This window comes from Geothrix oryzisoli (genome assembly GCF_022808865.1).
In the GTDB taxonomy this organism is placed as follows: domain Bacteria; phylum Acidobacteriota; class Holophagae; order Holophagales; family Holophagaceae; genus Geothrix; species Geothrix oryzisoli.
This window is the reverse complement of sequence record NZ_JAKZLB010000003.1, coordinates 574,015-590,424: the sequence shown is the minus strand read 5'-3', so window position 1 is coordinate 590,424 and position 16,410 is coordinate 574,015. Positions and strand designations below refer to the sequence as shown.

The 16,410-nt window shown below is 70.0% G+C and carries 17 protein-coding genes; 9 read left to right on the top strand and 8 right to left on the bottom strand.

Features of this window, described 5'->3' with window-relative positions; translation table 11 throughout:
* Nucleotide 1 precedes the first annotated feature (1 nt).
* Nucleotides 2–526 (top strand): adenine phosphoribosyltransferase, encoded by a 525-nt coding sequence (locus MLE43_RS10830; protein ID WP_243303863.1) that lies wholly within the window; start codon nucleotides 2–4, stop codon nucleotides 524–526.
* On the opposite strand, the gene MLE43_RS10825 is transcribed toward MLE43_RS10830, so the two are convergent.
* Nucleotides 507–1,394 (bottom strand): NAD-dependent epimerase/dehydratase family protein, encoded by an 888-nt coding sequence (locus MLE43_RS10825; protein ID WP_243303861.1) that lies wholly within the window; start codon nucleotides 1,392–1,394, stop codon nucleotides 507–509. The two genes, MLE43_RS10830 and MLE43_RS10825, sit on opposite strands and share 20 nt — an antisense overlap.
* 346 nt (nucleotides 1,395–1,740) lie before the next feature.
* On the opposite strand from MLE43_RS10825, the gene MLE43_RS10820 reads away from it, so the two are divergent.
* A complete protein-coding gene (locus tag MLE43_RS10820; protein ID WP_243303859.1) occupies nucleotides 1,741–2,601 on the top strand; it encodes a hypothetical protein in 861 nt (286 codons plus the stop codon).
* Nucleotides 2,602–2,608: 7 nt separating this feature from the next.
* Here MLE43_RS10820 and MLE43_RS10815 read toward each other — a convergent pair whose 3' ends face one another.
* Nucleotides 2,609–4,687, bottom strand: coding sequence for a sensor histidine kinase (locus MLE43_RS10815; RefSeq protein ID WP_243303857.1), 2,079 nt, complete (start codon nucleotides 4,685–4,687; stop codon nucleotides 2,609–2,611).
* A 40-nt stretch (nucleotides 4,688–4,727) separates the two neighbouring features.
* Between MLE43_RS10815 and MLE43_RS10810 the strand changes: the two genes are divergently transcribed.
* The 7 genes from MLE43_RS10810 to MLE43_RS10780 all read left to right on the top strand — a co-directional run bounded on the left by MLE43_RS10810 (nucleotide 4,728) and on the right by MLE43_RS10780 (nucleotide 11,415).
* Nucleotides 4,728–5,951 (top strand): DNA methyltransferase, encoded by a 1,224-nt coding sequence (locus tag MLE43_RS10810; RefSeq protein WP_243303855.1) that lies wholly within the window; start codon nucleotides 4,728–4,730, stop codon nucleotides 5,949–5,951.
* Nucleotides 5,952–6,181: 230 nt separating this feature from the next.
* A complete protein-coding gene (locus MLE43_RS10805; protein WP_243303853.1) occupies nucleotides 6,182–6,484 on the top strand; it encodes a hypothetical protein in 303 nt (100 codons plus the stop codon).
* A gap of 14 nt (nucleotides 6,485–6,498) precedes the next feature.
* Entirely contained in the window at nucleotides 6,499–7,332 is an 834-nt protein-coding gene (locus MLE43_RS10800) for a class I SAM-dependent methyltransferase (RefSeq protein ID WP_243303852.1), read from the top strand.
* A gap of 125 nt (nucleotides 7,333–7,457) precedes the next feature.
* Nucleotides 7,458–9,152: a B12-binding domain-containing radical SAM protein gene (locus tag MLE43_RS10795; RefSeq protein ID WP_243303849.1), complete on the top strand. Its 1,695-nt coding sequence runs from the start codon at nucleotides 7,458–7,460 to the stop codon at nucleotides 9,150–9,152.
* A gap of 294 nt (nucleotides 9,153–9,446) precedes the next feature.
* Nucleotides 9,447–9,845 carry a DUF4242 domain-containing protein gene (locus MLE43_RS10790; RefSeq protein WP_243303847.1) on the top strand — a complete coding sequence of 133 codons (399 nt, stop codon included), beginning with the start codon at nucleotides 9,447–9,449 and terminating at the stop codon, nucleotides 9,843–9,845.
* Nucleotides 9,846–9,911: 66 nt separating this feature from the next.
* A complete protein-coding gene (locus tag MLE43_RS10785) occupies nucleotides 9,912–10,376 on the top strand; it encodes a cupin domain-containing protein (RefSeq protein WP_243303846.1) in 465 nt (154 codons plus the stop codon).
* A gap of 313 nt (nucleotides 10,377–10,689) precedes the next feature.
* On the top strand, nucleotides 10,690–11,415 hold the full coding sequence (locus tag MLE43_RS10780) for an oxygen-binding di-iron domain-containing protein (protein ID WP_243303845.1): 726 nt from the start codon (nucleotides 10,690–10,692) through the stop codon (nucleotides 11,413–11,415).
* A 58-nt stretch (nucleotides 11,416–11,473) separates the two neighbouring features.
* On the opposite strand, the gene MLE43_RS10775 is transcribed toward MLE43_RS10780, so the two are convergent.
* From MLE43_RS10775 to tsaB, 6 genes are all read right to left on the bottom strand, one after another.
* The gene (locus tag MLE43_RS10775) at nucleotides 11,474–12,085 is read right to left on the bottom strand and encodes an OmpW/AlkL family protein (RefSeq protein ID WP_243303843.1); all 612 of its coding nucleotides are present in this window, start codon (nucleotides 12,083–12,085) and stop codon (nucleotides 11,474–11,476) included.
* Between the two features lie 100 nt (nucleotides 12,086–12,185).
* Nucleotides 12,186–13,211 carry a cytochrome d ubiquinol oxidase subunit II gene (gene cydB, locus MLE43_RS10770; RefSeq protein WP_243303841.1) on the bottom strand — a complete coding sequence of 342 codons (1,026 nt, stop codon included), beginning with the start codon at nucleotides 13,209–13,211 and terminating at the stop codon, nucleotides 12,186–12,188.
* Between the two features lie 11 nt (nucleotides 13,212–13,222).
* Complete coding sequence (locus MLE43_RS10765) at nucleotides 13,223–14,542, bottom strand: cytochrome ubiquinol oxidase subunit I (protein ID WP_243303840.1); 1,320 nt, start codon at nucleotides 14,540–14,542, stop codon at nucleotides 13,223–13,225.
* 42 nt (nucleotides 14,543–14,584) lie between these two features.
* Entirely contained in the window at nucleotides 14,585–15,061 is a 477-nt protein-coding gene (locus MLE43_RS10760; RefSeq protein ID WP_243303838.1) for an RrF2 family transcriptional regulator, read from the bottom strand.
* Nucleotides 15,062–15,159: 98 nt separating this feature from the next.
* Entirely contained in the window at nucleotides 15,160–15,600 is a 441-nt protein-coding gene (locus MLE43_RS10755) for a GNAT family N-acetyltransferase (RefSeq protein ID WP_243303837.1), read from the bottom strand.
* The gene (gene tsaB / locus MLE43_RS10750; protein ID WP_243303835.1) at nucleotides 15,597–16,298 is read right to left on the bottom strand and encodes a tRNA (adenosine(37)-N6)-threonylcarbamoyltransferase complex dimerization subunit type 1 TsaB; all 702 of its coding nucleotides are present in this window, start codon (nucleotides 16,296–16,298) and stop codon (nucleotides 15,597–15,599) included. Before tsaB ends, MLE43_RS10755 begins: the two co-directional genes overlap by 4 nt.
* Nucleotides 16,299–16,410: the final 112 nt, after the last annotated feature.

Sequence of the window (16,410 nt, the reverse complement as noted above, 5' to 3'; positions counted from 1 at the left end):
CATGACTCTTACGACTCCCCTCAGCGCCTTCGTCCGTGACGTGCCGGACTTCCCCAAAGCCGGGATCCTCTTCCGCGACATCACGCCGCTGCTGTCCCACGCCGAGGCGTTCGCCGAGGCCGTGGAGGCCATGGCGCAGCCCGTGCTCACCCTCCAGCCCACCCACGTGCTGGGCCTGGAATCCCGCGGCTTCATCTTCGGCAGCGCCCTGGCCCAGAAGCTGGGCGTGGGCTTCGTGCCCGCCCGCAAGCCCGGCAAGCTGCCCATGGCCACCCACAAGGAGGCCTACGGCCTCGAGTACGGCAGCGACGCCCTGGAGATCCACACGGATGCCTTCGGCCCCGGCGACCGGGTGCTCATCGTGGATGACGTGATGGCCACCGGCGGCACCGCGGCGGCGGCCCAGCGCCTCGTGCAGAAGACCGGCGCCCAGCCGGTGGCGCTCACCGTCTTCATCGAGCTCACCTCCCTGCCCGGCCGCGAGAAGGTCGAGGGGCTGCCCGTGTTCAGCGTGCTGCGCTACTGATCAGGCCCATCTCCCGCAGGCTTTCGCGCACGCCCGCCTCCGGGTCCGCGTAGCGCAGGCGCACGCCCAGGTCTTCCACCAGGCGCCGGTTGAGCACCTCCCGGGAGGCCAGGAGGAAGGCCAGCATGCCGGGGCTCAACTCGTGGCGGGCTTCCTCCAGCGTCACCCGGCGGGGAGCGGGGAGTCCCGCCAGCCGCGCCACCAGCTCCAGGAAGGCGCCGATGCTGCGGTGGTCCCCGTCCGCCACGTTGACCACGCCCGACACGGCCCGGTCCAGCGCCGCCTCACAGACCGCCACCAAGTCGTCCACGTGGATGCGGTTGCCGGGGCCTGATCCCTCCGGGTTCACCACCGGCTCGCCCGCCCGCAGCCGCTCCAGCGGCAGCCGATGGGGGCCGTAGATGCCCGCCACGCGCAGGATCACGCAGCGGAGGCCCCGCGCCCCGCACCAGGCCGAGACCAGGCCTTCGGCGGCGAGGCGGCGGCGGGACGACGCCTCGGCGGGCGGGGTGGGTGAAGCCTCATCCACGGGGCGCCCGCCCGTGTCCCCGTAGACGCCCGTGGTGCTCAGGTAGACCAGGACCTCGGGCCGGGCCTCGGCCAGGCTGTCCAGGAACCGCCGCAACCGCGGATCCGCCTCTCCCGTCGCCGGCGGAGGGGCCAGGTAGACCACCGCGGCGAGGTCGGGCGGCACCTCGACGGCCCCCGGTCCATCCAGGTCCGCGGCGCGGGCCGGAATCCCGGCAGCCGCCAGCGCCGCGGCGGACGCCGCCGAGCGCACCAGGGCCACCACCGGCCGGCGGGGGATCAGGCGCCGGGCCAGCCGCACCCCCGTGTAGCCGCAGCCCGCCAGAAGGCAGGTGCCCATCGAAGCCGTATCCCCCGTCGCCATGGGGCCAGCATACCGCCGTGTCGCTCCCGGGCCTGGGCGTGAGAGGCTGGTTCGAGGCCCAGGCCTGCCCGGAGTTCCCGTGTCCCCGCTGTTCAAGATCGTCCTGCTGGCCTGGCTGGTGCTGGGCCCCGTGGGCCTCTGGCTGCGGCGCCGGAGACGGCGGGCAGCCTGATCCCATCAGGTGGAGCGGCTCCCGGTCGGAAGCGGGATGGCGCGTGCCGGCGGCGGCCCCGGCGCCTGGGGCCTGAAACCCAGGCCCTGGTTGGGCCGCGGTCCACAGGTAGACTGGATCCACCGAAGCTGACCGGAGGGTACACAACCCATGCCCATGCCCCTCGATGTGCGCACCCTGTGCTTTGCGAGTGGCGCAGCGGTCCTCTCCCTGGCCCTCGTCATGACCTACGTCTGGCGGCAGCGGCGGACCTACGCCGGGTTCGGGCAATGGACCCTCTCCGCCTGGAGCGCGTGCCTCGGCACGATCCTGCTGGGCGAGCGGGGCCACCTTCCGGATGTCCTCAGCATCGTGATCGCCAATCTGGCGCTCTACCTCGCCACCACCCTGGTGCTGACCGGACTCGTCACCTTCACGGGCGCCCGGGTGCGGGCGGCGAGGTACGCCGCCCTGGTGGGCCTGGTCATGGCGCTCATCGTGGTCTTCGCCTATGTCCACCCCAGCCTCCGGTTCCGGCAGATCGTCTTCTCCTTCACCGCCGGCGGGCTCTGCCTCCGCGCCGCGCAGATCGCCCGCCGCCGCCTGCCGGTGGTTCTGGCGGATGCCAACGTCCTGGTGACCGCCACCCTGTTCGTGATGGGGACCGTCTATGTGCTGCGCGGAGTCGCCAGCCTCGCCGCGCCCCCTCCCCATGAAGACTTTCTCGCGCCTTCGATGTCCCAGGTCGTGGCCCTGCTCCTCTTCCTGACTGGCGAGGCCTGCGTCTACGGGGGCCTGATGGTGGTGAACGCCCAGCGGGTGGAGCGGGACCTCCAGAACTCCGTGGAGGAATGCCAGGTGCTGCGGGGCATCCTCCCCATCTGCGCGACCTGCAAGAAGATCCGGGACGACCGGGGCGCCTGGAACCAGATGGAGTCCTACATCCGCCAGCACTCGGCGGTGGAGTTCACCCACGGCATCTGCCCCGATTGCGCGAAGGCCTTCAAGGAGAAGGCTCCCGCCCGGGCCTGATCGCGGCTCACACCTTCGGCGCCCTCGGCAGCGTGAGGGTGAAGCGGCTGCCGCGCGCCAGGGGTTGGTAGCGGGCATCGCCGCCGTGGTCCTGGGCGATGCGGCGGACGATGGCGAGGCCCAGGCCCGTGCCCTTCCACTTCGTGGAGAAGTAGGGCTCGAAGAGCCGGTCGCGGTCCGCCTCGGGCACGCCCGTGCCGTCGTCCTCCACGTCGAAGCGCAGGTTGCCGTCCTCGCCCGTGAGCGAGAGGGACACGGCCCCCTGGCCGTCCACGGCCGCCACGGCATTGTCCACCAGGTTGATGAGCGCCCGCTTCACCATGTCGCCGTCCCACAGGACGCCCAGGGGCTCCAGCTGGAAGCGGATTGACCACTGGATGCCGGGTTGGTTGGGCTCGTAGAGGGCCAGCACCTGGCGCAGCAGCTCGGCGGGGTCGCAGGGGGAGAACTGGGGCGAGGGCAGCCGGGCGAAGCGGCTGAAGCTGTCCACCAGCCGCGAGAGGCTGGCCACCTCGGTGAGGATCGTCTCGGCGCCCTCCTGCACGGCCGCAAGGTCCAGGCGCCCCTCGCGGGTGCGCCGCAGCAGGCGCTGCGCCGTGAGCTGGATGGGCGTGAGGGGGTTCTTCACTTCGTGGGCCATGCGCCGCGCCACCTCCTGCCAGGCGGCGCGCTTCTCGGCCTGGGCCAGCAGGGACAGGTCCTCCAGCACGGCCAGCACACCGCCCCCCTGGACCGGTTCGAGGATGGCCCGCACGGGCCGGCCCTCGCCCTCGCCGCCCAGGCGCAGCTCCTCCTGCACGCCCCGGCCGGATTCCCGCACGGCGGCCAGCAGCTCCGGCAGGCGGCCCAGGCGCGGCAGGGTGGCCACGGAACTCCAGCTGTCCTCCGAGGGGTCGAAGGACTCCAGGCCCATCCAGCCCCGGGCCGCGGCGTTGAAGGTCCGCAGCTCGCCGTCGGCCCGCCAGCTCATGACGCCCACAGGCAGGGCGGCCAGGATCTGGCCCAGGTAGGCGCGCTGCTGCTCGATGCGGCTGGCCTGGGCTTCGATGGCGGCCCGGCTGGCCTTGAGGTCGCGGATCATGGCATTGAAGGTGCGGGCCAGGAAGGCCAGCTCGTCCTCGCCCATCTCCGGCAGCTGCACCTCCAGGTCGCCGCTGCCCACCCGCTGGGCCGCCTTGGCCAGGGCCCGGATGGGCTCGCTGAGGGACCGCGCCAGGGCGAGCCCCGACCACACGGCGAAGAAGAGCGTCAGCATGGTCAGGAACAGGAAGGTGCTCTGAGGCAGGGTCTCGAGGGTCTCCCGCGCGGACCGGATCTGCTGGCTCTCCCGGTACCGCTGCTCCAGGGCCACCACGCGGTCGAGGGTCTCCCGCGGCATGAGGATGCCCACGGCCCAGGCGCCGTCCCCGCGCGGCACCCGGCGGAGCAGCCAGAGGCCCTCCCGGGTCTCCTGCGTGCCCTCGGCCCCCAGGGTGGACAGGTCCGGCGGCTCCAGGCCCGCGCGGAGGTCCAGGGCCTTCGGACCTTCGCCGCCCTTGGCGCCCAGGAAGGCCACCAGGTCCAGGTCGGAGGCGGCACGGATGGTCGGCGCCTCGGCCGAGGCCGACGCCAGCAGACGGCCCGCGCCGAAGTCCAGGCGGGCCTTGGCGGCGGCCCGCAGGTCCCCGGCCACCTTCTGCCCGTCCCGGATGGTCACTTCGGTCTCGGGGCTGAACCAGCGCTCCACGTTCTTGTTGATGAAGTTCCGGCCCACCAGGAAGAGGATCAGGCTCGGGACGATGCCCACGATGAACAGTGTGAGCACCATGCGGGTGCGCAGGCGCGAGCCCAGGATGCCGCTCTTGCGTTCGAAGTAGAGCTTGGCCAGGCTGCGGGCCACGATGAAGAGCAGGGCGCCGATGGCCAGCACGTTGGCCGTTCCCACGGCGATGAGGGCCCAGCGGGTGGGCGCGTCCAGCCCCCCCTCGGCGATGCGGTTCCCCACGGCCTTGTAGGCCAGGATGATCATGATGATCACCACGCCCAGGGCCACCGCCACGTAGAGGCGGGTCAGTTCGGGATGCCGTTTCGGGGGCGAGGGAACCATTCCCAGCAGGCTATCCTGGATGTTCCCCGAAAGGCAGAGCATGGACGCCCAGACAGCCGCGAGCCGGGCCTTCCTGGCCGACCTCGCCCCGGTGGAGGACGCGGCCTGGGACGAGGTCGAGACCGCCTCGGGGCGGCACCCCCGCCTGTCGGCGGAGTTCTGGACCTCCCGCCAGCGGCAGGCCGCCAACCTCCACGAGATCTCCTACCGGGCCTGCTACAAGCCCCAGCTGCCCCGGCATTTCATCGAGCGGCTCACCCTGCCCGGCGAGCGGGTCTACGACCCCTTCAGCGGCCGGGGCACCACCGCCCTGGAGGCGGCCCTCATGGGGCGCCGCGTGGCCGCCAACGACCTGAACCCCCTGTCGCGGCTGCTGGCGGAACCCCGGCTCACGCCGCCCGATCCCGCCGCCGTGGCCCGCCGCCTGGCGGAGATCCCGCGCACGGCCCCCTCGGACGGACTGGACCTCGCCATGTTCTTCCACCCCGACACGGAGGCGGAGATCCGCGGCCTCCGGCAGTGGTGCCTCGACCGCGAGGCCTCGGGCGAACTCGACGCCCTGGACGCCTGGATCCGCATGGTGGCCACCAACCGCCTCACGGGGCACAGCCCGGGCTTCTTCTCGGTCTACACCCTGCCCCCCAACCAGGCGGTGAGCGCCGACAAGCAGCGGCTGATCAATGCCCAGCGGAACCAGACGCCCACCTACCGGGACACCCGCGCCCTCATCCTGAAGAAGACACGGCAGCTGCTGACGGGCCTGGATGCCCTGGCCCTGCGGAATCTGGCCGAGGCCGCCGAAGACGCCCGGTTCCTCACCGGGGACGCCCGCATCACGCCCGACCTGGAGGACGGTTCCGTGGCCCTCACCGTGACCTCGCCGCCCTTCCTCGACGTGGTGGACTACGTGGGCGACAACTGGCTGCGCTGCTGGTTCAACGGCCTGGATGCCGCGGCCATCGGCCGGGGCCTCAGCACCCACCGCACGGTGGAAGCCTGGTCCCAGGCCATGGGCGAGGTCTTCGCCGAGCTGTTCCGCGTGACCCGCCCCGGCGGCTTCGTGGCCTTCGAGGTCGGCGAGGTGCGCGGCGGCAGGCTCAAACTCGATGAGATCGCCCTGCCCCTGGGCCTGGCTGCGGGCTTCCGCGCCCACGGCGTCCTGGTGAACCGCCAGACCTTCACCAAGACCGCCCACATCTGGGGCGTGGACAACAACGGCAAGGGCACCAACAGCAACCGCATCGTGCTGTTCGAGAAGGCCTGAGGACCGCCCTGGCCCCGGCCTGGAGTCCGCTTCCGTCGCGGTAAAAAGTCGACATAAAAAATGAATTTGATTCATTGACTCAGATTCAGGAAATCCCATCTTGGGGGTCTGCCCCTGGCATTCCAGGCGTTCCTGGTCCATTGCCGGAAGGGTGCCGTGGCCGCCCGGTCCGGCGGACGCGCAGGCAAGGTCTGGATCAGACGAGGAAGCCATTCCTCCAGGGAGGTTCCATGCACACGGTGATCCGCGGCTATGCCGGTCATCAGGGGCTTGCCGACGAATTGAAGCGGCGGGGCAAGGACATCGAGGCCGAACTGAGCTCCGTGCCGGGCTTCATCGCCTACTACCTGCTCAAGACCGACGACGGGGCCCTGTCGATCACCATCTGCGAGGATCCGCGCAGCTGCGACGAGTCCACCCGGCGCGCGGCGGCGTGGCTGGGCCGGAACCTGCCGGACCTGAAGCTCCATCCGCCGCAGGTGGTGGAGGGCGCGGTATCCCTGCAGTTCACCCGAACCCCCGCCCTGGCCTGAAGAGAGGAGTTCCCATGACCCGGACCCTGTCCCCCCCGCCGTCCCCCGAGATGGCCGCCCTCAAGGCCCGCCTCAAGGCCGTCTGGATGGCCGGCAACTACGGGCACTTCGCCACCTACCTGGAGCCGGGCGCCCTGGCGTTCCTGGACCGCCTCGGGCCCGAGCCCGGCACGCGGATGCTGGACGTGGCCTGCGGGGCCGGCCAGATCGCGATCCCGGCCGCCCGGGCCGGGGTGCGCGTGACGGGCATCGACATCGCCACCAACTCCATTGCCGCGGCGCGGTCCCGGGCCAGGGCCGAGGGCGTGGAGGCACGGTTCGAGGAGGGCGATGCCGAGGCCATCGCCTACGAAGACGGCGAGTTCGACCTGGTGGTGAGCCTCATCGGCGCCATGTTCGCGCCCCGCCCCGAGCGGGTGGCCGCCGAGCTGGTGCGCGTGTGCCGGCCCGGCGGCCGCATCGCCATGGCGAACTGGACCCCCGGAGGCTTCGTCGGCGAGATGTTCAAGGCCATCGGCCGGCACGTGCCGCCACCCCCGCTCATGGCGCCCCCCGTGCAATGGGGCGAGGAGGCGACGGTCCGCGCCCGCTTCCGGGACGGCGTGGCCGGGCTGGAGACCCGGAAGCACCTGTACCCCATGCGCTACCCCTTCCCGCCCGGGGACGTGGTGGACTTCTTCCAGGCCTACTACGGCCCCATCAACCGGGCCTTCGCCTCCCTGGAGGCCGACGGGCAGGAGGCGCTGCATCAGGACCTGGAGCGGCTCTGGTCCGAGCACAACCAGGCCCGGGACGGCTCGACGCAGGTCGAGGCGGAATATCTCGAGGTGGTGGCGGTCCGCGCCTAGCAAATGGTCCTTGTCCCCATCTGAGAAGAACCGACCCTTGTCCTGCTGTCTGAACCAGGAAGGGGGCGGGATTGGGACTCAAAGTCCTGTTGGTCTATCCGGAAATGCCCCCCACGTACTGGAGCATGCGCTACGCCCTGCCCTTCATCGGCAAGAAGGCGGTGTTCCCGCCCCTGGGCCTGCTCACGGTGGCGGCCATGCTGCCGGAGGACTGCCAGGTCTCCCTGGTGGACCTGAACGTGGCGCCGCTGCGGGAGGCCGCCGTGGCGCAGGCCGACCTCGTCTTCGTCTCCGCCATGATCGTCCAGAAGGAGTCCATGGCGCGGGTCGTCGGGCTCTGCAACCGGCTCGGGACGCCCGTGGTCGCCGGAGGTCCCTACCCCACCAGCTGCCATGACCAGATCCAGGGCGTGGACCATTTCGTGCTGAACGAGGCCGAGGTCACGCTGCCGCTGTTCCTGCACGACTACGCTCTGGGGCAGGCCAAGCCCCTGTACACCAGCCCGGAAAAGCCGGACCTCGCACGCACCCCTGCGCCGCGCTTCGACCTGGTGCGGCGGAAGGACTACGCGGAGATGGCCCTGCAGTTCTCCCGCGGCTGTCCGCACGACTGCGAGTTCTGCGACATCATCGAGCTGTTCGGCCGCCGGCCCCGCACCAAGAGCCCGGCGCAGTTCCTCCACGAGCTGGAGCTCCTCTACGCGGAAGGCTGGCGCGGCCCGCTCTTCCTGGTGGACGACAACTTCATCGGGAACCGCCGCGAGGTGAAGGCCCTGCTGGCGGAACTGATCCCCTGGCAGCAGCAGCGGCACCATCCCTTCACATTCTTCACCGAGGCCAGCCTCGACCTGGCGGCCGATGAGCCTCTGATGGACCAGATGGTCCAGGCCGGCTTCAACATGGTGTTCCTGGGCATCGAGACGCCCGACCTCTGCGCCCTGAAGGCCGCGGGCAAGCAGCAGAACCTCAAGGCCGACCTGCTCGCCAGCATCCGGAAGATCCAGCGCAAGGGCATGGAGGTATCCGGCGGCTTCATCGTGGGCTTCGACAGCGACGGCGGAGACATCTTCGACCGCCAGGTGCGCTTCATCCAGGAGGCCGCCATCCCCACCGCCATGGTGGGCCTCCTCACCGCCCTGCCCAAGACCCGCCTGCACCACCGCCTCGAGGCCGAGGGCCGGCTCACGGGCGATTCCGGCGGGGGCAACAACACCCACGACCTGCGCCTCAACTTCCTGCCGAGGATGGACGCGCGGAAGCTCATCGACGGCTACAAGCGCATTCTCGCCGAGATCTACCACCCCGACCGCTACTTCGAGCGCTGCCTGCAGCTGCTGAAGACCATGAAGCCGCCCCTGACCTCTCGCCGGAAGCTCCACATCATGGAGCTCCGCGCTTTCGTCCGGTCCCTCGTCGTCCAGACCTTCTCGCGCTACGGCTGGTCCTACTGGCGCTTCCTGGTCCAGGGCTTCTTCGCCCGGCCCCTCATGGTGCCCGAGACCGTCACCCTGGCCGTGAAGGGCCACCACTACTTCAAGATCACCCGCAGCCTGCTGGAACTGGAGCGGTTCAAGGCCGGCCTCCAGGATCTGGCGCAGGCCTTCGAGGCGCGGCTCCAGACCGTCACGGCCCTGGAATTCCCGCAGCGGCTGGCCGAACTGAAGGCCTTCCGCGACCGGGCGCTGAGCCAGATGCAGGCCCGGTACCAGCGCCTGCCCAGGGATTTCCGCGCCTACGCCGACGACGCTGTGGCCGCCTTCCGGGCCAGCCTGGAGGAAAACCTCTCGCGCTTCGCCCCTGAGGTCCCGATCCAGGGCTGACTCGCCTGATCCCCCTGCGCAGGTTCTGGCCACCGCGGTCCGCATCGCGTCGGCCCGACGCAACCCTATGGACAAAGTAAAAAACAGACATTGAATTTTATTTCGACGCATTGACTCGCCGTCGCAACAACCCATGTTGGAGGACCGCCTCCCGGGGGGTCAGGTTCGTCTGGGCCGTACCTTCGAAGGGCGCCGCGTTGCAGCTTCCCCGAGTGGGCGGCTGGTCGAGATTTTGTGTCTGGAGGCAATTCGCCTCTCCAGCCATCGAATCACCACATCCACAAGGAGGAGTTCATGACGTTTCGACCCAACACCTTGCCTGTGCTCGCGGCGCTGGCTCTGCTGACCTCCACCTTGGGGGCCTGGGAAGTTCCCAAGGTCACTCCCGCTGCGGTCGCTGATCCGGCGCCGGCTGTGCGCGCACCCGAATCGGGCCTGCGCCGCTTCATCGTCGTGCGCACCTTCCCGGCGGGGGCCTTGGCCGGCCTCGACGCCGATGGCAAGAAGGCTGTCAACAAGTGCAACGCCACGTTCGGAGTGCGCTGGGTCTATTCCTACGCCAATGCGGACAGGACGAAGACCTTCTGCATCTACGAGGCACCCAGCGAACAAGCGATCCGGGACGCGGCGGTCGCGAACAAGATCCCTGCCGATGACGTGATCGAAGTTCCGGTGGTGCTGATGCCGCAGTAGCAGCCCCGAATAGTGGCATGCCCTGGGCCGTCCATCCAAACCACAACATCCGCAAGGAGGGGTTCCATGAAGACACACATCCTGGCCGTATCCGCCCTGACGCTTGCCTTTGCCGCATTCGCGCCACCCGCCCTCGCCAAGGACGGCAAGAAGGCCGGCACCGCCGTCCTGTTGCCCGCCGATGACCTCAAGTGGACCGACGTGCCTGATTTCCCGGGCGTGCAGATGGCGGTCCTCGACGGGGATCCCGCCAAGGGGGCGGGCCACTTCCTGATCAAGCTCAAGGATGGTTTCGTCGCACCCCTGCACCACCACACCTCCGATCACTTCGCCACGGTGCTCTCGGGAACCATGTCATTCACCGTCGATGGCAAGGAGACCCTGCTGCCGGCGGGCTCGTTCTTCGTATTCAAGGGGAAGAAGGAACACATCACCAAGTGCGTGCCCGGCGCTGATTGCGTGCTTTCCGTGGATGTCCGCGGGAAGTGGGACGTGGTGCCGGAAGAAGCCGAATCCGCGGCGAAGAAATAGTCCGACCGGGTTATCGGCTTGCCTCCGCCTGGAATGATCGAACCGCGAATGACGCGAATCGCCCTGCGGGCGCGCGAACGACCCTGTTTCCGCCTCCACGCGCGGGGCGGGCCTGGCGGCCTCCAGGAGCCGGCATGCCCGCCCCGCGTGTGGCCAGCCGCGCATGGCGCGGCTGGGGGGCGAAGGCCCGGGCGGCCCATCTCCGCCGCGTTTCGCGTCCCTTCGTGTCATTCGCGGCGGCTTGTTCTTTTTGCTGAGTCAGGCCGATAACCAGATAGTCCGATTAGATTCCATCTGACCCACGAGGCCTGCCATGACTACCCGCATTGATGAAATCGCTGATGGCATTTTCCGCATCAGCACCTCGGTCGCCATCCCCGCCATCCCGGGTGGTTTCACCTTCAACCAGATCCTCATCCGGGACGAGGCGCCCCTGCTGTTCCATACGGGCCTGCGCAGCCTCTTCGAGGCCACCCGGACCGCCATCGAGCGGGTGTTGCCGGTGTCCTCGCTGCGCTACCTGGGCTACTCCCACTTCGAAGCCGACGAGTGCGGAGCCATGAATGACTTCCTCGCCGTGGCCCCTGCGGCCGTCCCGCTATGCAGCCGGGTGAGCGCCCTGGTGTCCATGGGGGACATGGCCGACCGGCCGCCCCGCGCCATGGGCGACGGCGAGGAACTGGCCCTGGGACGCCACCGGATCCAGTGGCTGGACACGCCCCATGTACCCCACGGGTGGGATGCGGGCCTCATCTGGGTCGCCACGGCCCGCACCCTCCTCTGCGGGGACCTGTTCACCCAGCCCGGCGCGGAGCTCCCGCCGGTCACCGAAGGGGACATCCTCGGTCCCAGCGAGGCCATGCGCGCGGGCATGGACTACTACGCCTGTCGGGACAAAGCCCAGACCGCCCTGACCCGTCTGGCGGAGCTGCGCCCCCACACCCTCGCCACCATGCACGGCAGCTCCTTCCGCGGCGATGGCGCGTCTCTGCTGAATGCCCTCTCGATGACACTGGTGGAGCCCACCGGCGTCCACTGACACGGAGGCGCAGAGCGCCCCCGTGTCAGGCCGATCGCCACCGCAGGCCCGGAGGCGGTCAGAACCGGTACCCGACGCCCACGCCGTAGAGCATGGGATCCACCTTCACGGTCGTGACCTTGGCGCCGGCGGCGGTCTTCACATCGCTCCGGATCTGCACGTATTTCACATCGAGGTTGATGTAGCAGTTCCGGGCCACCTTGAAGTCCACGCCCGCCTGGGCGGCCAGGCCGACGCTGCGCTTGTCCAGGTCCAGCGCGCCGTCCGCCAGCTTCACGTCGGAGATCAAGGTGAGGTTCAGGCCCGCGCCGACATAGGGATCCACCGTCTGGCCCGGGAGGAAGTGCCACTGGGCCGTGAGGGTGGGCGGCAGCTCCTTGAAGGTGCCGATCTTCGTGCCAGACAGGGTGACATCGTGCTCCTGGGGCACCGTGAGCACCAGCTCCGCCGCGACATGCTTCGTGAAGAAGTAGCTGAAGTCCACCTCGGGGATGGTCTTCGAACTGACGTGGATGGCATCTGCCGGGAGGCCGGAGGCCGCGTCGGACTGGTTCGCGGGCTGGAGCGAGACGGCGCGCAGGCGGACCATCCACGGGCCCTCCTGGGCCTGGAGCGGGGCAGAACTCAGCAACCCGGCGGCCAGGGCCACCGGCAGGATGAGGGACTTCATGGGACATCTCCTTGGCATCGCCCCGGAAGCGGGGCATGGGACACAAAGGCTCCCCGCCCCGCCATGGGACGGGGAGCCGGTTCAAGCGCGAGGGATCAGGTCAGTAGGAAGGTCCGCGTTCGATGCTCTCGGCGGTCACCGTGTCCCGGAACGCCAGGTATACCCACAGCTGGTAGCCGATCACCACGGGCAGGAAGCAGAGCACCACGCCCAGCATGATCTTCAGCGTCAGCGGGCTGGAGGCGGCGTTGAAGGCCGTCACCGAAGCCGCAGGATCGAGGCTCGATGGCAGCAGATCGGGGAAGAGGCCCGCCACGCCGAAGAGCACCGCGCCCAGGATGAGGGCCGAGGAGGCGAACCAGGCCTTCCACCAGGCGCCCCGTGCCGCGAAGACCCGCGTCAGCAGCAGGCCCGCCACGGCCAGCAGGGGCAGGGCGAGGAGGACGGGCCTCGCCAGCACGTGCTGCCAGAGCCGCGTGCTGAACCAGGTCAGGGCGAGGAAGGCCACGGCCACGGCGGCCTCGGCCCACCAGAGCGAGGTGGCCATGCGGCCCGCGCGGGCCTGCAGCTCGCCCTCGGTGCGGGTGGTCAGCCACAGGGCGCCGTGCACCGCGAAGATCAGCACGAAGAGCACGCCGCCCAGCAGGCCGTAGGGGTTCAGCAGCGTGAGCAGGTTGCCGTGGAAGAGGCCCGCGGCGTCCAGGGGCAGGCCCTTGAAGATGTTGGCGAAGGCCACGCCCAGCAGCAGCGCGGGCAGGAAGGAGCCCGCCACCAGGCAGGCGTCCCAGGTGGCGCGCCAGCGGGCGCTATCCACCTTGCCCCGGAACTCGAAGGCCACGCCGCGCAGGATGAGCGCGAAGAGCAGCAGCATCAGCGGCGTGTAGAGGCCCGAGAACATGATGGCGTAGGCCCGCGGGAAGGCCGCGAAGGTCACGCCGCCCGCCGTGATGAGCCACACCTCGTTGCCGTCCCAGAACGGGCCCATGGCGTTCACGAGGATGCGCTTGTCGGTCTCGTCCTTCGCCAGGAAGGGGAACAGCGTGCCCAGGCCCAGGTCGAAGCCGTCGAGCATGAAGTACACGGCCCAGGCCACGCCCCAGATCACGAACCAGATGGATTCCAGCATGGTCGCCTCCCTCACTTCGCGGCCGCGGTCGCGGCGTCAGGGCCCTTGCGGGCGAACGTGAACAACAGGTAGAAGTCCACGGCGCCCAGCAGCGCGTAGACCAGGAAGAAGGCCGCTAGCGAGGTGCCCACCTGCGAGGCCGCCAGGGGCGACGCCGCGTCGGAGGTCTTCATCAGGCCGTAGACGATCCAGGGCTGCCGGCCCAGCTCCGCGATGGTCCAGCCCAGCTCGTTGGCCAGGTAGGGCAGCGGGATGAGCCAGGGCAGCACCCGCAGGAACCGCTGCTGCTCCGTGATCTGGTGGCGCTTGAGGAAGGCCCAGAGGCCCAGGGCCAGGAACAGCACGCCCAGGCCCACCATGGCGCGGAAGCTCAGGAACACGGGCAGCACCGGGGGCCGCTCCGAAGCAGGGTAGTCCTTCAGGCCCTTCACCTCGCCGCCGGTCGAGTAGGTGGCCAGCAGGCTGAGCCCGCTGGGCACGGAGAGCGACTGGACGGTGTTGCGCTCGTTGGCCGCGTCGGGCCAGGCCAGCAGGTGCATGGGCACGCTCCGGCCAGTCTCCCAGTGGGCCTCCATGGCCGCCAGCTTGGTGGGCTGGGCGGTGCTGAGGATCTCGGCGTTCATGTGGCCCTGGGCGATCTCGAACAGCGCGAAGATCAGCGTCCAGGCCGCCGCCAGCCGGAAGGACTTCTTGAAGAAGGCCGTCTCCTGCTTGCGGACCAGGTGCCAGGCGGAGATGCCCAGCACGAAGAAGCCCGCCGTGAGGTAGGCGCCGCCCAGGGTGTGGATGAACTCCAGGATGGCGAAGCGCTGGGTGATGACGGCGAAGAAGTCCGCCAGCTCGGCGCGGCCGTTCCGCAGCACGAAGCCCGTGGGGTGCTGCATCCAGGCGTTGGCCACCAGGATCCAGAAGGCCGACAGGTTCGAGGCGATGGCCACCAGCCAGATGGCGGTGACGTGGGCCTTCTTCGAGAGCTTGTTCCACCCGAAGTGCCACACGGCGATGAAGGTGGACTCCAGGAAGAAGGCCGCCGTGGCCTCGATGGCCAGCAGCGAGCCGAAGATGTCGCCCACGTAGGCGGAGTAGCGCGACCAGTTCGTGCCGAACTGGAACTCCAGCGTGAGGCCCGTGACCACGCCCACGGCGAAGTTGATGAGGAAGAGCTTCCCCCAGAACTTCGCCATGCGTTTGTAGTCCTCGTCGCCGCTGCGCACGTACTGCGTCTCCATGAGGGCGACGAGCATCGACAGCCCCAGGGTCAAGGGCACGAACAGGAAGTGGAAGTAGGTCGCCACTGCGAATTGCAGGCGCGACAAGGTCAAGGCGTCCACGGACTCCTCCTTCAGGTCTGGGTTGGAAACGGGGTGAAGCGATCAGGAACAGCTGGACGCCGCCTTGGTCCTGAGTGCCGAGTGGCAGCGCAGGTGGGCGGCGAGGTGGGTCTCCGGGGAGCGGGCCAGCGCTTCGAAGCGCACGCCGGCCAGGTAGGTCTCAAGGGTGCGGGCGGCCTCGGCCCAGGCCGCCTGGATGGGGCAGCCGTGGGCCAGCGGGCAGTGGTGGTGTCCGTCCAGGCACTGGTTGAGGACGATGGGGCCTTCGAGGGCGGTCACCACGTCCAGGAGGGAGATCTCCGACGCGGGGCGGGCCAGGGCGATGCCACCGCCCGTGCCCCGGGTCGTCTGCAGGATGCCCGCCTTGGCGAGGCCGCCGATGAGGCGGCGGACGAAGGGCGCGGGCAGGAGGCGGGCCTCGGCGATCTCCGCGATGGAGGCCCGCGTCCCCTCCGGCAGCGAAGCCAGATGGAGCACCAGCCGCGCCGCGTAATCCGTCTGTCTGGAGATGCCGACCATGGGACCTCGAATGTGACCGTGGAGATAACATTACCCCACTGGTCACCTTGGTCAATACCCTTTGGTCGTCAATTTAAGAGAGCCATCGGTCACTTGAATCAGCCCTGCGCTCCGCCCCCGCGCTGGAACAGCAGGGCGTCCTCACCGTCGCTGTAGTACCGCGGCCGGCACCCGCAGGGTTCCCAGCCGCAGCGTTCGTAGAGGCGGATGGCCGCGAGGTTGGTGGGCCGCACCTCCAGGAACAGGTGGACCAGTCCCTCCCCGGCCAGTTCGCGCTGGCAGGCCTCCAGCACCGCGCGGCCCAGGCCCTGGCCCCGCGCCTCGGAGGCCACGGCGATGCGCAGCAGCTCCGCCTCCCCGGCCGCGGGCACCCGCGACCAGCGGGCGAACGCCAGCTCGGGGATCACCCACAGGGCCTCATGGGCGGCCAGTCCGCGCCAGGCCTCGCCGAAGGTCTGGCGATCCAGTCGGGTCACCCAGTCCGGCAGCGGCGCCCCCTCCGCCAGCCTCCGGACCTCGGGTTCCGGGTCCCCGCTCATCGCGCCACGCCCTTCCGCAGGGCCTCGGGCAGGTGGGCGGCGGCGTGGGGGAAGTTCACCTCGGCATCGGTCTCCCGCAGGTAGAAGGGCACCAGGGGAGCCTCGGAAGGCCCCTGGGAGACCCGCCGCGCCAGAGCCACCAGACCCGCCAGGGTGGCGGCGCCCTCGTCCGCCAGGGGGAGGCGGGGGGCTGCGGGCAGCAGGGGCTCCACCTTGGGGGCGAAGGCCTCCGGGGCCCACCAGGGCTCTCCGCCCAGGCGCTCCGGCAGGGTGGCCAGGGGGTGCTTGGCGGCGGGTTCCGTGGGGCCGCGCTCCACCCACCGCTGGTGGAAGGCCTCGCTGCGCTGGCCGTCCAGGAGGATCCAGACGGGCCCGGCCACGCCGGTCTGGCGCAGGGCCTCGGCCCGCAAGGCGAAGGCGGAGAAGCCCCAGGTGGGCAGGCCCGTGAGGCCGAAGCCCTCCGCCGTGGCCACGCCGATGCGCAGGCTGGTGAACCCGCCAGGACCCAGGCAGGCGGCCACGCCCGTCAGGTCCGTCGGGGCGGCCCCGGCCTCGGCCATGAGCTCATCCAGCGTGGGGATCAGCCGCTCGCTGTGCCCCCGCCCGACGCCCGACAGCACCCGCCGCGCCCACACCTGATCCCCCCGGATCAGCGCCAGGTGCAGGATCTCCGTCGTGGTGTCGAGGGCAAGCAGCATGGGATCAGTGTGACAGGCGGCATCGGCCGAACGCGAAGCGGGGGGCGCCCCGCCCCCCCGGCCGGTGCGGGCCGGGGCCCGAGTAGGCGGGGAGGGCCAGGCCCGGCCGGCG

Excerpts from the sequence above, each read along its gene's own strand:
- MLE43_RS10830 (WP_243303863.1), top strand. The coding sequence starts at position 2 with ATGACTCTTACGACTCCCCTCAGCGCCTTCGTCCGTGACGTGCCGGAC.
- MLE43_RS10825 (WP_243303861.1), bottom strand. The coding sequence starts at position 1,394 with ATGGGCACCTGCCTTCTGGCGGGCTGCGGCTACACGGGGGTGCGGCTG.
- MLE43_RS10820 (WP_243303859.1), top strand. The coding sequence starts at position 1,741 with ATGCCCATGCCCCTCGATGTGCGCACCCTGTGCTTTGCGAGTGGCGCA.
- MLE43_RS10815 (WP_243303857.1), bottom strand. The coding sequence starts at position 4,687 with ATGGTTCCCTCGCCCCCGAAACGGCATCCCGAACTGACCCGCCTCTAC.
- MLE43_RS10810 (WP_243303855.1), top strand. The coding sequence starts at position 4,728 with ATGGACGCCCAGACAGCCGCGAGCCGGGCCTTCCTGGCCGACCTCGCC.
- MLE43_RS10805 (WP_243303853.1), top strand. The coding sequence starts at position 6,182 with ATGCACACGGTGATCCGCGGCTATGCCGGTCATCAGGGGCTTGCCGAC.
- MLE43_RS10800 (WP_243303852.1), top strand. The coding sequence starts at position 6,499 with ATGACCCGGACCCTGTCCCCCCCGCCGTCCCCCGAGATGGCCGCCCTC.
- MLE43_RS10795 (WP_243303849.1), top strand. The coding sequence starts at position 7,458 with ATGCGCTACGCCCTGCCCTTCATCGGCAAGAAGGCGGTGTTCCCGCCC.
- MLE43_RS10790 (WP_243303847.1), top strand. The coding sequence starts at position 9,447 with ATGACGTTTCGACCCAACACCTTGCCTGTGCTCGCGGCGCTGGCTCTG.
- MLE43_RS10785 (WP_243303846.1), top strand. The coding sequence starts at position 9,912 with ATGAAGACACACATCCTGGCCGTATCCGCCCTGACGCTTGCCTTTGCC.
- MLE43_RS10780 (WP_243303845.1), top strand. The coding sequence starts at position 10,690 with ATGACTACCCGCATTGATGAAATCGCTGATGGCATTTTCCGCATCAGC.
- MLE43_RS10775 (WP_243303843.1), bottom strand. The coding sequence starts at position 12,085 with ATGAAGTCCCTCATCCTGCCGGTGGCCCTGGCCGCCGGGTTGCTGAGT.
- cydB (WP_243303841.1), bottom strand. The coding sequence starts at position 13,211 with ATGCTGGAATCCATCTGGTTCGTGATCTGGGGCGTGGCCTGGGCCGTG.
- MLE43_RS10760 (WP_243303838.1), bottom strand. The coding sequence starts at position 15,061 with ATGGTCGGCATCTCCAGACAGACGGATTACGCGGCGCGGCTGGTGCTC.
- MLE43_RS10755 (WP_243303837.1), bottom strand. The coding sequence starts at position 15,600 with ATGAGCGGGGACCCGGAACCCGAGGTCCGGAGGCTGGCGGAGGGGGCG.
- tsaB (WP_243303835.1), bottom strand. The coding sequence starts at position 16,298 with ATGCTGCTTGCCCTCGACACCACGACGGAGATCCTGCACCTGGCGCTG.